Annotated in this window: 15 protein-coding genes; all 15 read left to right on the top strand. The window is 51.4% G+C overall.

Translation table 11 applies throughout. The features are described from left to right. The 15 genes from serS to IKQ95_04845 all read left to right on the top strand — a co-directional run bounded on the left by serS (position 1) and on the right by IKQ95_04845 (position 15,211). The gene (serS, locus tag IKQ95_04915) at positions 1–1,281 is read left to right on the top strand and encodes a serine--tRNA ligase (protein MBR4196035.1); all 1,281 of its coding nucleotides are present in this window, start codon (positions 1–3) and stop codon (positions 1,279–1,281) included. Further along, entirely contained in the window at positions 1,268–2,944 is a 1,677-nt protein-coding gene (locus IKQ95_04910) for a WecB/TagA/CpsF family glycosyltransferase (GenBank protein MBR4196034.1), read from the top strand. The genes serS and IKQ95_04910 overlap by 14 nt, the downstream gene beginning before the upstream one ends. A 159-nt stretch (positions 2,945–3,103) precedes the next feature. After that, positions 3,104–4,957, top strand: a complete 1,854-nt coding sequence (locus IKQ95_04905) for an FAD-dependent oxidoreductase (GenBank protein ID MBR4196033.1) — start codon at positions 3,104–3,106, stop codon at positions 4,955–4,957. Beyond that, positions 4,951–6,690: a [FeFe] hydrogenase, group A gene (locus IKQ95_04900; protein ID MBR4196032.1), complete on the top strand. Its 1,740-nt coding sequence runs from the start codon at positions 4,951–4,953 to the stop codon at positions 6,688–6,690. The genes IKQ95_04905 and IKQ95_04900 overlap by 7 nt, the downstream gene beginning before the upstream one ends. Positions 6,691–6,905: 215 nt before the next feature. Continuing rightward, the gene (locus tag IKQ95_04895) at positions 6,906–7,883 is read left to right on the top strand and encodes a hypothetical protein (protein MBR4196031.1); all 978 of its coding nucleotides are present in this window, start codon (positions 6,906–6,908) and stop codon (positions 7,881–7,883) included. Positions 7,884–7,951: 68 nt separating this feature from the next. Next, entirely contained in the window at positions 7,952–8,695 is a 744-nt protein-coding gene (locus IKQ95_04890) for a hypothetical protein (protein ID MBR4196030.1), read from the top strand. Then, a complete protein-coding gene (locus tag IKQ95_04885) occupies positions 8,692–8,991 on the top strand; it encodes an acylphosphatase (GenBank protein ID MBR4196029.1) in 300 nt (99 codons plus the stop codon). Before IKQ95_04890 ends, IKQ95_04885 begins: the two co-directional genes overlap by 4 nt. 2 nt (positions 8,992–8,993) lie before the next feature. Beyond that, a complete protein-coding gene (larB, locus tag IKQ95_04880) occupies positions 8,994–9,791 on the top strand; it encodes a nickel pincer cofactor biosynthesis protein LarB (GenBank protein MBR4196028.1) in 798 nt (265 codons plus the stop codon). Between the two features lie 37 nt (positions 9,792–9,828). Further along, complete coding sequence (locus tag IKQ95_04875; GenBank protein ID MBR4196027.1) at positions 9,829–10,875, top strand: rod shape-determining protein; 1,047 nt, start codon at positions 9,829–9,831, stop codon at positions 10,873–10,875. 17 nt (positions 10,876–10,892) lie between these two features. Beyond that, positions 10,893–11,579, top strand: coding sequence for a flagellar hook-basal body protein (locus IKQ95_04870; GenBank protein MBR4196026.1), 687 nt, complete (start codon positions 10,893–10,895; stop codon positions 11,577–11,579). Next, positions 11,558–11,701: a hypothetical protein gene (locus IKQ95_04865; protein MBR4196025.1), complete on the top strand. Its 144-nt coding sequence runs from the start codon at positions 11,558–11,560 to the stop codon at positions 11,699–11,701. The genes IKQ95_04870 and IKQ95_04865 overlap by 22 nt, the downstream gene beginning before the upstream one ends. A gap of 15 nt (positions 11,702–11,716) precedes the next feature. After that, the gene (gene flgG, locus IKQ95_04860) at positions 11,717–12,508 is read left to right on the top strand and encodes a flagellar basal-body rod protein FlgG (GenBank protein MBR4196024.1); all 792 of its coding nucleotides are present in this window, start codon (positions 11,717–11,719) and stop codon (positions 12,506–12,508) included. Between the two features lie 44 nt (positions 12,509–12,552). Beyond that, a complete protein-coding gene (gene flgA / locus IKQ95_04855) occupies positions 12,553–13,479 on the top strand; it encodes a flagellar basal body P-ring formation protein FlgA (protein ID MBR4196023.1) in 927 nt (308 codons plus the stop codon). Positions 13,480–13,492: 13 nt separating this feature from the next. After that, the gene (locus IKQ95_04850; protein MBR4196022.1) at positions 13,493–14,068 is read left to right on the top strand and encodes a flagellar basal body L-ring protein FlgH; all 576 of its coding nucleotides are present in this window, start codon (positions 13,493–13,495) and stop codon (positions 14,066–14,068) included. Positions 14,069–14,083: 15 nt separating this feature from the next. Then, the gene (locus IKQ95_04845; protein ID MBR4196021.1) at positions 14,084–15,211 is read left to right on the top strand and encodes a flagellar basal body P-ring protein FlgI; all 1,128 of its coding nucleotides are present in this window, start codon (positions 14,084–14,086) and stop codon (positions 15,209–15,211) included. Positions 15,212–15,214: the final 3 nt, after the last annotated feature.

The following is a 15,214-nucleotide window of genomic DNA, read 5'->3' as shown; positions in this document are numbered from 1 at the left end:
ATGCTCGACATCAAATATATACTCTCCAACATGGACGAATACGCCGGAATGCTCCGGGACAGAAAGCACGATTTCAACTTGGCTGTACTCACGGAGCTTGACGCTAAACGGCGCAGAATCATCGGCGAAACAGAAGACCTCAAAGCAAAACGCAATGAAGGCTCAAAGCGTATCGGAATGGCCAAGAATGACCCCTCACTTGACGTAAACGCCCTCAAAGCCGAAATCAAAGCAATGGGCGGGAAAATCAGCGAGCTTGATTCAGAGCTGGCAAAAATCGAGGAGGAATTACACGGCTACTTAATGACCCTTCCCAACAAGTTAAGCGCAACGACTCCAATCGGCAATGATGAGAATGATAACCCCGTTGTGCGGACATGGGGAGAACCCCGGAAATTTTCCTTTGAGCCTAAACCGCATTGGGACGTGGCAGAGGCTCTCGGAATTATGGACTTTGAGAAGGGAGTCATGTTAGCGCAGAGCCGTTTCACCGTCCTTCAGGGACTCGGCGCGAGAATGGAGCGGGCATTAGTCAATTTCATGCTTGACCTTCACACGAAACAGCACGGATATTTAGAGGTTGAGCCGCCTTTCATGGTACGTTCGGCGATTCTTGAGGGTACCGGGCAATTGCCGAAATTCGCGGAGGATTTGTACAAATTGCAGAATGATGACTTATGGCTTATCCCTACCGCTGAAGTGCCATTGACGAATCTCAACCGTGAAAGCATACTTGAGGAAAAAGACCTCCCGAAATATTACACCGCGTATACTCCGTGTTTCAGGCGCGAGGCAGGCAGCGCGGGAAGAGATGTACGGGGACTCATGCGTCAGCACCAGTTCGACAAAGTTGAAATGGTGAAAATCTGCACACCTGAGACAAGCTATGACGAACTCGAAAAACTCACCTCAAACGCTGAGGATGTCCTCAAAATTCTCAATCTCCCGTATCATGTCGTAAATCTCTGCTCCGGGGATATTGGGTTCGGCTCATGCAAGACATACGATCTTGAAGTGTGGCTGCCGTCTCAGAACAAATACCGCGAAATCAGCTCATGCTCAAACTGTGAGGACTTCCAAGCCCGGCGAATGAACCTGCGTTACAGGCCGGCGGACGGAAGCAAGCCCAGATTCGCGCACACCCTTAACGGCTCAGGAATCGCAGTAGGACGCACATTAATTGCCATCATCGAGAATTACCAGAATGAAGACGGAAGCATAACAATCCCCGAAGCCCTCGTGCCTTACATGGACGGACTGACGAGAATTGACGCACGGTAATATTTTCGTGGTACTCGGCTGTGTCCTCATGGCCGGAATATGTATCGGAGTCCAGAAATATATCAAGTACCTTCTTGACGCGAGGCAGTACGGATATATGCGGGATATAGTTCTTGCGGGGGCGTTCATGGTTCTTGCGATATGGTTCGGGAGCATGGACGCGAAAATAGTCGTGGCAGGGGCTATGCTTGCGGCTGTGGCAGGAATCGCTGAGGATATTTACGGCAGAAAGGGCTGGCGATGGCTCTACCCCGTAATAGGACTCCTATGCACGTATTACGGCCCGGCGGTACACTTCATACGATTCCCGGACGGAGAATATATCTACCTCACTCCGGCATTCTCGCTCATTGCCGGGACAATGTGGTTCAGCTTTTTCCCGTTCATATTCAGGTACATTGACGAAATTCCCGGACTCACCGGCCATGTTTTAGCGGTTACGTTCGTGCTTATGATGTCGGCCTGCATTGCTACGGGTTCGGGCGAGTTCTTCATGTCATTCGCGGGAATGATGCTGCTTGCGGGATTCTGGTCTCGTTTCGGCAACATGTACCGCCAGGCAGGAAAATCCCTCTCATCAATGTGGGGCTTCCTCGTGGCAGGCACATCAATAATGGGTTCGACAAAAGGAATCGTGTTAAGCACCGTATTATTTCTCTCGCTTGGACTGTTTGCGATTCCGGCGGCTGAAATTCTCGTGTCGTTCGCAAAAAGCATAATGACCGACTCAGACCCTCATGAAGGAGGCAAAATTTACCGTGATATGCTCCGCGACGGCGTGGAACATTCTGAGGCTGTGCAGTCAGTTGCGGGGCTTTGCGCTGTTACGAGCATGGCGGCGGCGTGGGAGAAGTGGACAGTTGCCGGGCTGATAGTGCTTGCGGTGATAATCTTCCGGCACATAAGGAGCAGGAAAAATCCGCTTCCCCCGTCCCTATGGGGCGTTGATTTCGACAACGTGTCAATGAATTACGCGGTCTCAAAAGCGCGGGGAATGATTCAGAATCCCGACCCGCAGTCAGCAAAATTAATCGTTACCCTTAACGCCATAGGCATGGAGACGTTTATTGATGATGAGGAATTTGCAGAGGCTGTAGACTGGTCATCAATGAGGCTTGCTGACGGCTCCGGGTTATGCGCGGGAATGTATATTCTTGGGCGGCCTGTTCAGGAGAGAGTCGCGGGGATTGATTTTGCGGAGAACTTATGCCGGACGGCGGCGGCTGAGGGATGGCCTGTGTATTTCTGCGGTGCTGCGGGCGACACTGCGGTGAAATGCGCGGAAATATTGCAGGACAAAATTCCCGGCCTTGTTGTCGCGGGGGCGAGGGACGGATATTTTGACGTGAGGGACGAGACTATACCCGCTGAAATTTCCCGGTCAGGCGCGAAAATTCTGCTTGTTGCGATGGGTCAGCCGCGCCAGGAGAAATGGGTGTACCGTCATCGGGACAAGCTCCGGGGTATATTGTGCGTTGGAGTCGGGGGAGCGTTTGATGTGTTCAGCGGGAATCTATTGCGCGCTCCCTTGTGGGTTCAGAAAATCGGCTTTGAGTGGCTCTACCGAATGTTGCAGGAGCCTGGGCGGTGGCGGAATAATCTGCGTCTGATTTCGTTCACGCTGAGAATATTTGCCTCACGCTTAGGGCTTTACAGGAAGTAAAAAATTCTCCCCTCCGGCAATTGTCAGAAGGGAGAATTTTTTTGCCTCAAAATCTCACAATGCCGCGCAAATTTTTTCATGGCCGTAGCAATTTCAGGTATAATAATCTCATCCAAGGGGTAAAATTTTCACAAATAACAACGAGGGAGTGAATCAATTTTGAGTCGCCTTAGCATTATGAATGAGACAAAAGCTCAGGCCGCCGTAGAATCCCTTCACAAAGACCTTGAACGGCGTGTTACGGGTGCGCCCCCTGCTCTTTGTCCGCTTGACGTTGCGAGCAGCTATCTCAAAGTTTGCGCCGCACAGACCTGCGGAAAATGTGTGCCCTGCCGCGTGGGTCTTCCTCAGCTTGAGAGGCTCATTGATGATTTGATTGACGGCAAAGGAAATATGAAGACCGTTGAGACGATCGAGAAGACTGCAGAAGCTATTTCAACATCCGCTGACTGCGCTATAGGTTACGAGGCCGCTAACATGGTCTTGAAGGGCGTGAAAGGATTCCGCGAGGACTACGAAGCACACGCTAAAGGCCATCAGTGCACATCAGAAGGATTCCGGGCTGTTCCGTGCGTAACGTTATGCCCCGCGCATGTAGACATTCCCGGATATATCGCTCTCGTGAACGCCGGAAGATATGCCGACGCAGTGAGACTCATCCGCAAAGATAACCCGTTCCCGTCAGTCTGCGCTATGGTCTGCGAACATCCCTGCGAGAACAAATGCCGCAGGAGAATGGTAGATGACGCGATAAACATTCGCGGCCTCAAACTTTACGCGATAGATCACGCCGGCCATGTTCCTGTTTACCGTGAAGGCGAGAAGCCCGCGCCCGCAACAGGGAAGAAGGTCGCCATTGTCGGAGGAGGCCCAAGCGGAATTTCAGCCGCATATTATCTCGGCATGATGGGACACAGCGTAGAAATCTTTGAACAGCGCAAGAGACTCGGCGGAATGCTCCGTTACGGAATCCCGTCATACAGACTCCCGCGTGAAGTCCTGCATGAAGAGATTGAAACATTGCTCACTGCCGGGGACATCAAAGTACACAAAGAGGTATCAATCGGCGGAAAAGATTACCCGCTCTCAAAGCTCCGCGAGAATTTTGACGCTGTATATATCGCAATCGGAGCGCACACGGATAAATCATTACGGATTCCCGGCGAGGACGCAGACGGCGTTATGTCGGCTGTAACACTCTTGCGGAGAATCGGCGATGAGGATTTCCCCGATTTTCGCGGGAAAAAGGTTGTCGTTGTCGGAGGCGGTAACGTTGCTATGGACTGCGCGAGATCGTCATTACGTCTCAACGCGGACAAAGTTACATTAGCTTACCGCAGGCGCAAAGATGACATGACAGCATTAGCGGAGGAAGTAGAAGCGACAGAGGTTGAAGGGTGCGAGATTATAGAGCTTGCCGCCCCGCTGAAGGTTGAAGTTGAAGACGGAAAAGCCAAAGCACTCTGGGTGAAACAGCAGATGATAAGCAACATTAAAGGAGGCCGCCCCGCTCCCAAAGACGCAAGCGCAGATCCTATACGCATTGAGGCAGATATTATCGTTGTTGCGATTGGGCAGGGAATCGACTCGCACAATTTCGAGGAGTCCGGGATTGCGGTCAAATGGGGCTGCATTGAGGCATTCGACAGCGAGCAGGTTAAAGGCGACAAAATGGAGGGCGTTTTCTCCGGGGGAGACTGCGTATCAGGCCCCGCGACAGTAATACGAGCCATCGCCGCAGGAAAAGTCGCCGCCGCTAACATTGATGAATATCTCGGCTTCCATCACCCGATAACGCTTCCTGTTGAAATTCCTGACCCCGTTCCGCATAACCGCCCGGCCTGCGGAAGAGTCAAAATGCGCGAGCGTCCGATTGACCAGCGTATTCACGATTTCGAGCTTGTCGAAAAGGGAATGACACAGGAGGAAATGGAACAGGAGTCGGGAAGGTGCTTACGGTGCGACTATTACGGCTTCGGAAAATTCAGAGAGGGGCGTGAAGTGAAATGGTAAACGCGACAATTAACGGCAAGGCAATACAAGTCCCCGAAAACACAACGATACTTGAGGCCGCAAAGCTCAATCACATAACCATTCCGCATTTGTGCTACCTCAAGAACGTAAACGAAATAGGCGCGTGCCGTGTCTGCGTCGTCGAAATAGAAGGGCTTGACCGTCTCGTGTCATCATGCAACACTTACGTTCAGGAAGGCATGAAGATTATCACGAACAGCCCGAAAGTCAGACAGGCAAGAAGGACGAACGTTGAATTAATCCTCTCACAGCATAACGCAAGGTGCGCTGAGTGCGTCCGCTCCGGGAACTGTGAGCTTCAGACGACAGCAAACGATTTAGGAATTAACACGTTCCCTTACCACGAGGATATAGCCGCGTTCAGATGGAACAGCGATTTTCCGTTAATCCGAAACGATGACAAGTGCATAAAGTGTATGCGCTGTGTTCAGGTCTGCGAAAAGATTCAGCAAATGAACGTGTGGGACATCGCCAAGTCAGGCTCACGCACAACAGTAGGCGTTACGGGCGGAAAAGAAATCACAGATCCCGAAGTACACTGCACAATCTGCGGGCAGTGCATAACACATTGCCCGGTCGGCGCATTGGTTGAGCGCGATGACACGCAGAAGGTTCGCGACGCATTCGCACAGGGCGACAAGATCATGATCGCGTCAGTAGCTCCGGCTGTGAGAACGTCATGGGGCGAAAAGCTCGGACTTTCACACGAGGAAGCAAGCGCGGAGAGACTCGCGGCGGCATTACGGGCTGTAGGGTTCAATTACGTGTTTGATACAGATTTTTCTGCTGACTTGACGATCATGGAGGAAGGCTCAGAATTTGTAGCGAAACTCAAGAACGCAGCAGCAGGAAAGCCGGAGAAATTCCCGATGTTCACATCATGCTGCCCGGGCTGGGTACGCTTCATAAAGATGGAATTTCCTGATCTTGTGCCGAATCTCTCATCAGCGAAATCACCTCAGCAGATGTTCGGTGCAATCATCAAGACGTGGTACGCACAGATTCTCGGAGTTGAGGCCGACAAGATATATCACGTGTCATTCATGCCCTGCACCGCAAAGAAGTATGAGTGCGATGTTGACTGCATGAACGCTTCAGGCGCGAGGGATATTGATGTAGTCTTGACAGTGAGAGAGCTTGACAGGCTCATAAAGTCGGAAGGAATTGACGTAAAAGCGCTCTCAGACGGAGAATTTGACGCACCCCTCGGAACAGCGTCGGGAGCTGGTCATATTTTCGGGACGACCGGCGGAGTCATGGAGGCGGCATTACGGAGCGCGTATTACCTCGTTACGGGCAAGAACCCGGACGCAAATGCATTCCGCTACGTTCGCGACTATGACGGCATAAAGGAAACAGAATTTGAGATTGCCGGAAAGAAACTGCGTATTGCCGTAGCTCACGGACTGGGAAATATCCGCAGGCTTTGCGAGGATGTCAGGAGCGGAAAAGCTCAGTATGATTTCATTGAGTGCATGGCCTGCCCGACAGGGTGCGCGGGCGGAGGCGGTCAGCCCATCGAGGAAGGTAACGAACTCGGAGAAAGCCGCGGGAAAATCCTTCTCGACATGGACAGGAAGATGACTCTGCGATTCTCACACGAGAACCCGTCAATCGTTCAGTGCTACAAGGAATACCTTGGCGAACCGTTAGGCGAAAAGGCACATCACCTTCTTCACACAGATCAGTCAAAGTGGGAGCTGTGGAAGTAAAATCGTAAGCAAAATTTTCCCTCGTCAGAAAACGGCGGGGGAAATTTCATGCTGATATACATTCCCATAAAAGGCGGTTGACAGACAGTGATAAATAGTATAATAGACTCAGAATGAATTATGGCCTCTTAAAGTACTCATACACATCGAAGTACTTATACACAAATATAGGCGATGAGATACAGAGTCTTGCCGCGCAGAGATTTCTGCCACATGTGGATTACTATATATTCAGGGAAAAGATGAATGAGTTCCGCAGCAATGACCATGAGAAAGTGAAAATGATTCTCAACGCGTGGTATATGTTTTGCCCTGAGAATTTCCCCCCGTCAGAAGATATTGATCCTCTTTTGCTGTCAATGCACTTTGCGGAAAAGATACGGCGGAAAATAGAAAAAAGCAGACGCGCGAGAGATTATCTTATTTCGCACGGCCCTGTCGGCTGCCGGGACGAGTCGACAATGAAATTCCTTCTCGAAAACAGCATACCCGCATATTTTTCCGGATGTCTTACAACAACTCTCATACCGAACGAAAATCTCAGGAAGAAGCGCGAAGCCGAGTATATACTCTGCGTTGATGTCTCTGATGAAGTTTATGACTATGTTTCACAAAGAGCGGAAAAGCCTGTGTACCGTCTCACAAAAAACTTCAGCCCGATGTTTGGCAGCAAGAGCCGTTTTGAGATTGCAAAAATAATGCTGTACACGTATCACAATGCTTATGCGGTCATAACGGGAAACCTTCATACGGCAATGCCCTGCTTGGCATTCGGGACTCCTGTCTGCCTTATTGACAAGAAAAAATATGACGGAAGGTTTGACGGGACGGAAGAATGGGTGCGACACTGTCCTGAGCAGGAATTTCTGGGCGGCGGATTCTATGACTTCAATACGCCTCCTGACAACCCGGAAAAATTCATCCCCTTCCGCGATTCTCTGGCGGAAAAATGCAGAGCCTTCACAGGATTTGACTCAGGGCGTTCACTGTTTGAGGATGACTACAGGCCGGATTTATTTTCTCTGCTGTCCATGATGGCCGAAAGCTATGAAGGTAGCCGCAGGGTAATACTTCGGACACCCGGAAAATATCTACTCAAAATAGGCGTGAAAAAATTGCTACATAAAGTATTGCCGTCTGTCTTTGGGGAATGTTCTATGTATGCCTTGAGTGAGGAAGATGAAAGCAAATAAATAATCCCAATCTCCCGCAGGAAATTCGGCGGGGGATTTTCTTTTCTCTGCGTTAAAATATACCCATCATGAATAATTTTCACATACTAAGAATATATCAGCGTCTTTGTGATGACGTTGGCAGGCTCCAATTCTCATGGCCGGCCGAATTTGTGTATAACCCCCTCAGTTATGCGTGGGACGGCTTCAGGCAGTACGCGAAATTCTCAGAGGGCAGGAAGCGCGCTGTCTTTCTCGGAATCAACCCCGGCCCTTGGGGAATGGCTCAGACCGGGATTCCTTTCGGCGAGGTGAACGCTGTGCGCGATTTTCTCGGCATAACACGGATAAAGATCTTCACGCCCGAAAATATGCAGCTCTCTTACCCCGTCAAAGGGCTCGACTGCCCGCGCTCTGAAGTCAGCGGCAAAAGACTCTGGGGACTCTTCCGGGAAAAATTCGGGACAGCAGAGAATTTTTTTGCGGAGAATTTCGTCCTCAACTACTGCCCGTTATTGTTCATTGCCCGGACAGAGAAAGGCAGCCTCCGTAACCTTACACCCGACAAGCTCGCCCCCTCAGACCGTCAAAGCCTCTGCGAACTCTGCGACAGCGCATTAATCGAGGCAATAGAAATTCTCAGGCCGGATTACGTTATAGGTGTCGGGACATTCGCATATTCACGTGCAAAATTATCACTGTCGTATTCACTGAGCTACGGACATCCGCGAATCATCAGGATACTTCACCCAAGCCCCGCAAACCCACGCGCCAATAATGACTGGGCCGGGAAAACTGAACGCCAGCTTACAGCGTTGGAGGTGTGGCAATGAGTTACTACGAGGACAGGAGCAATTTTATCCGCGTTAGGGCGTTAATCTCCGGGAGAGTCCAGCACGTTGGCTTCAGGTATTGGGCATGTCAGCAGGCTGAAAGGCTCGGACTAACGGGAACGGTTGAGAATCTTTTTGACGGACGTGTAGAAGTCGTAATGCAGGGGCCTCCCGAATGCGTCAACGAAATGAAAGAGAAGCTCCGCCGCGGGCCGTCAATGGCAATAGTGAAGCAGGTCATATTTTACCGTGAGAGAGTCGACAGTGAAGAGACAAATTTCGGCGAGATATATTAAGTATGCTATTATTTCGCGGAGGTGAAAATTTCTTGGACGGCACAAAGAAAATACTTCACGAGCTTCACGGACATAATATCACTGTTGAGGAAGCATACCTTAAATTACGGGAGCAGCCTTTTGAGGATATTGGCTATGCTAAAGTTGACCTTCACCGAAAAATTCGGCAGGGAGCGTCTGAGGTCATTTACGGCGCGGGCAAAACTCCCGGGCAGATAGCCGGAATAATTGACGTAATGAAATCCCGCGGGCAGAATACTATTCTCATCACCCGTTTGTCGCAGGACTCAGCGGACGAGCTTCACCGCCTAGGCTGTGAGGTAGATTATCACCCTGACGCAAGAGCCGCTGTTTACGGAGAAATTCCCCGGCCTGAAGGAAGCGGATTCATTCTCGTTGCAACAGGGGGGACAAGTGATATACCAGTCGCAGAAGAAGCCGCCCTCACAGCTGAGACTCTCGGAAACCGCGTAAAACGACTCTATGATGTCGGAGTCGCCGGCCTTCACCGTATACTATCGCATGTCGATGACGTAATGAGCGCGAGTGTTATTGTCGCCGTCGCAGGGATGGAGGGAGCATTAGCCAGCGTTATCGGGGGGCTTGCGGATTGTCCTGTTATCGCCGTTCCTACGAGCGTGGGCTACGGGGCTTCATTCGGCGGGGTAAGTGCGCTTCTTGCCATGCTGAACTCATGCGCCAGCGGTGTCAGCGTCGTGAATATAGATAACGGATTCGGCGCGGGGTATTTGGCCTCAATGATAAACAGAATACGCACGGAGAGTGAGTCCCGGCCATGAAGGTTTATGATGATATTACTTGCAGGGGTGAGGAAATTTGTTCGGAACTGATATAGGTATAGATTTAGGGACTGCCACAGTATTAATTTACGAGAAACATCACGGAGTTGTCCTGCGTGAGCCTTCTGTTGTTGCGGTTGACCAGGACACCGGGGAGATTCTCGCGGTTGGCTATGACGCTAAAAGCATGGTAGGCAGGACTCCGGGAAGTATTACATCTGTCAGGCCGCTAAGGGACGGAGTAATAGCGAATTACGCGATGACTGAGGCAATGTTGCAGCACTTCATGAGGCGAATCACTAAAGGGACACAGAAATTTTTCCGCAACAGGGCAATGATATGCGTTCCTTCCGGGGCTACTGACGTTGAACGCAGAGCGGTACTTGAGGCGGCATTAGAGGTCGGAGCGCGTGAGGCGTATTTGATTGAGGAGCCAATGGCCGCGGCAATCGGTGCGAATCTGAATGTCGAGGAAGCCCGCGGGAAAATGATTGTCGACATAGGCGGAGGAACTACGGACATTGCGGTGATTTCGCTGGGCGGGGTTGTCGTGTCGAAATCTCTGCGGCTCGGCGGGGACAAGTTTGACGAGGGAATTACGCGGTATTTGCGCCGTCAGTATAATCTCGCAATCGGAGATCAGACAGCGGAGAACCTCAAAATCATGATTGGTACGTGCGTACCGCTGGAGCAGGATCAGCGTATGATAGTCAAAGGGCGCGACTTAGTGCAGGGACTCCCGCGTCAAATTGAGGTAACAAGCTCGGCGGTAAACATGGCCATAGGCGAAATGATTCAGACTCTTGTTGACGGGATTCGGAATGTTCTTGAGCTAACTCCCCCGGAACTTTCAGCCGACATAATCGACAGGGGCATAGTGCTTACAGGCGGAGGGGCATTGCTTCACGGACTCCCGGAATTAATCGCACAGCAGACAGGCATAAACTGCTTCACGGCGGAAAATCCGATGGAGTCAGTTGCACTCGGAACAGGCAAAGCCCTCGCGGAAATTGACAGCCTCAAAGGAACAGGCAGAAGCACAATGTTAGTCAACCTCAAACGCTCATCACGGAAACGCTACTAGGAAGGAGACATTGACACATGCACCGCGGAATATATGAGGCCGCTTCCGGAATGCTTGTTCAGGAAACGCACCTTGATGTCATCACAAACAACTTGGCCAACGTTGACACACCCGGCTACAAGCGCAGGATTTCGGCAACGTCTGATTTCTCCGCATTGCTTGACCGTATCGAGAAAGTATCAGAGGACGGCGAGACAAAAATCACAACTGTTCTTCCCGCTGATATGCCGTTCAAAGGCAGGGAGATTATCGGCTCTGTTGCGCTTGCGGCGATATTCTCCGAGGATGTCATGGACACTTTTCCCGGAGTCGTAAAGACCTCAGAGAATCCGCTCGACATGGCCATAGACGGACAGGGCTTTTTCTCTCTTGCTGACGAGGAAGGCAACACCTACTACACACGCGCCGGAAATTTCACCCTCGACAACAACGGGAACATAGTCAACCCGAACGGCCTTATGTTACAGGGCGAGGGAGGCCCGATTAATGTCGGCAACAACGCAACAACACTGACAGTTAATCTCAGCGGGCAAATCATCGTAAATAATGAGATTGTCGGGCGGGTATCGGTCTTCAATTTTGAGCGTCCCACGTACCTGCGTCATCACGGCAATAACCTTCTCACGCCCACAGAGCAGTCCGGGGAGGCCGAGAATGTCGAGACCCTAAAATATGGTCGGGAATGCTTGAAGCCTCAAATGTAGAAGTCGTTACGGAGATGGCGCGAATGATTGAGGCTCAGAGAATCTACGAGGGAGCGTCAAAGGCTCTTACGACTCACGATGAGCAGACAAGCAAATTAATCACGTCATTCAGCAGAGGATAACAGGAGGGATAAATCATGTTGCGGTCATTATGGACTAGCGCGTCAGGAATGATAGCCCAGCAGACGCACTTAGACGTTGTAACGCATAACCTTGCCAACGTCAACACACAGGGCTACAAGAAACGCCGGGCAGACTTTGAAGACTTGATGTATCAGATTTACCGTGAGCCGGGCGCACCTATTGAGGGAGGCTCAGTAGTGCCGACAGGAGTCCAGGTCGGACTCGGTACGAGGGTCAACGCTACGCCAAGTTTCATGGTACAGGGAAATTTTCAGATCACAGACGGCCCATTAGACTGGGTAATAGTTGACGACAACGCATTTTTTCAGGTCAACATGGGAAACGGGCGCATAGGCTACACACGCGGGGGATCATGGCAGATTGACGATCAGGGGCAAATTGTTGACGAGGACGGATATTTGCTTGAGCCTGGAATCACAATTCCCGACAACGCGCAGAGCATACAGCTTTCACCAACTGGAGTCGTTTCGGTGAGAGTCGGAGATGAGACAGAGCTTCAGGAGCTAGGGCAGCTTGAGTTAGCGCGGTTCGTCAACCCTACGGGACTCCGGGCATTAGGCGACAGGCTTTTTGTCGAGACCCCTGCAAGCGGCCAGCCCATAACAGGCAACCCCGGCGAGGACGGAATGCCGCAGGTAAGGCAGAATGTCATAGAGATGTCAAATGTTCAGGTCGTTGAAGAAATGGTAGAAATGATAGTAGCGCAGAGGGCTTACGAGGCAAACTCAAAGGGGATTCAGACGGCGGACGAGCTTTTGAGGATCGCCAACAGTCTCAAGCACTGAGGCGGGCTATGCTGCGGAAAATTTCAGGGCAGGGGCATATCTTTATGCTTCTGCTTTTTGTCATACTTACAGCCTTATGTGTTCCGGCGTATTCGGCGCAGTCTGTCATTCTCGAAATACCAAGCGTGATTTACACCGCAAAAAATCCCGTTAGGCTCGGAGAAATCGCCCGTATCACAGGAGGCAGCCAGCGAACCCGCAAAATGTTGGCTGACATTCAAGTGTGGCCGGACGGAGACAGGCTAGACCGCCGGGAAGTTATGCGGGCAATTGATGACAGTGATGTGAGTGATATACGTCTCGAAATCCGTATGCCGCTGTCGTCAAGAATCGAGTCCCCCGAATATGAGGGAAACTTCACGGAGACTTCACCGCCTCAGAAATCGCGCTCCCTTTCTGACCTTGTGCCGACGCTGAAATCTATTGCCGGCTGGAGCGGAGGACTCGAAATTGCGGGAAATTCCCCAGTCCCGGAAGGAAAGCTCATAGACCCCGCAAGCCTCGTACCCGGCACTTCAGGCGCGACTCTCAGGTTTCAGGATGACAGCGGAAGAGTCCGCCCTCTGAATGTCCGTCTCACATGGTCGCAAAATGTATTATTCGCCGCAAGCAACATCAAGAGGGACGACAGAATTTCACGGCAGAATGTTTTTTCCCGTCCCATGAAAATCACCCGCCCCGGTATTTACCCGTCAGACATCGCGGAAATCTCCGGCTTCACGTCAAACAGGAACATAAAGCAGGGTGAGCCGTTAGAATTTCGGTATCTCACAAATTCGCAGGTACTCAAGCGCGGTAGGCAGGTCAAAATCATAGCGCGTTACAACGGTGCGAGCGCAAGCACAGACGGTGTATTATTGGAGGACGGCAGGCCGGGCGAATGGGTCAAAGTCAGAAGGGCGGACGACAGGCGCGTAACACTCAGGGCAAGAATCATTGATGAGAACACTGTAGAAGTAAGCACAGACTGAGGGAGGGCAAATCATGAAAAAGTTGCTTTGCGTAATAATGATGATGATGATTCCGGGAATGTCATTCGCGGGTTCATTGTGGGATGACGGCGCAAACTGGTTCGGAGACACACGTCCGGGCAGGGTCGGCGACATTGTTACGGTTCAGGTTAATGAACGCACAGACGCTAAGGACGAGGCTACTATGGACGTAAACAAGACGGCAACCAGCAACATTAACGGAGGCGTGAACGGCACAAGCATATTGAGCTTTATACGCGGGCTGGCGAGTTTCACAACAACGAATACTTCAGCGGGAGACGGCTCTGTTGAACGGAAACATCACGCTACGGCAACGCTTGCATGTATTGTTACGGAAGTTTTGCCGAATGGTAATCTCGTCATCGAGGGCACAAGGGACGTAAGGACAAGTGAGGAAGTATTACAGTTTCAGCTAATAGGCGTTATCCGTCCTCAAGATGTAAACTCGGACAACAGAATAGACAGCTCACTAATCGCGAACGCTGAAATCGCGGTGAAGGGGCGCGGCATAATCTCACGAACACAGAAGCCCGGAGTAATCACGCAGATTTTGCAGACGGTATTTTAGGGAGGGGACTCGGCCATGAGGAAATATATTTTTGCGGCGGTTATCGTGATTCTTTCTGCGGGAATTTCATTCGGGGCGGTAAACCTTCAGGACATGGATTTTAACCGAGTGAATCCCACTGTCAGAATCAAGGACATCACAGAAGTAGAAGGCGCGAGAGGCAATCAGCTTACGGGAGTCGGTCTTGTTACGGGGCTTAACGGAACGGGCGACAATTCCCCGATGGCCGTCCAAATGATGAGGAACATGATGCGGAATTTCGGCGTAACTCTTGACGCTCGGTCAGTCAGAACCCGTAATCTTGCTGTCGTGGCATTAACCGCTAACCTTCCTCCCTATGTCAGGCCGGGACAGACAATAGACGTAAACGTCAACACAATGGGCAACGCCTCGAACCTTCAGGGGGGAGTCCTCGTTCAGTCTCCGTTGAGGGCGGCTGATGGTAAAGTCTACGCAGTAGCGCAGGGGCCTGTGATTGTCGGGGGAAGCTCGGCGCAAGGGGCGGGCGCGACTCGTACGCAGAACGTTCCCACAGCCGGAAGAATCCCGGGCGGCGCAATCGTTGAGCGTGAAGTCCCCGCTGATTACACGATGGGCGGTCAGGTTGCGTTATTGCTGAGGCAGCCGGATCACACGACATCGCAGAGGATTGCGGACGCGATTAACCGGGCTTACGGAGTCGTTGCATATGCGACAGACGCGGGACGTGTTGAAGTGAATTTGCCGGGGCAGTACGTCCAAGCCCCGAATGCATTTCTCGCCAGCGTTGGAGGGATTGAGATTGAGCCTGACACAACCGCAAAAGTTGCCGTGAATGAGCGTAACGGCACAATCGTAATGGGCGGGAATGTCCGTATATCATCAGTCGGAGTCGCACACGGGAATTTAGTCGTCAATGTCGGAGAAACAGCGCAGGTAGTCCAGCCTGAGAGCCTGAGCGCGGGAACTACGGCCTACAATTTCAGGACGGACATCACTGCTGACGAGGAGGGCGGAAGCATGATAGCAATGCCGGCGACAACTACGGTTAGGGACATGGTAAGAGTCCTAAACTCACTCGGAGCGAGGCCGCGGGACATCATAGAGATATTGCAGGCCATCAGCAAAGCAGGTGCGCTTCACGGTGAATTAGTCGTAATGTGAGGG

This window comes from Synergistaceae bacterium (assembly GCA_017540085.1).
In the GTDB taxonomy this organism is placed as follows: domain Bacteria; phylum Synergistota; class Synergistia; order Synergistales; family Aminobacteriaceae; genus JAFUXM01.
The sequence above is the reverse complement of the archived record's forward strand: the minus strand, read 5'-3'. Positions and strand labels throughout refer to the sequence as shown.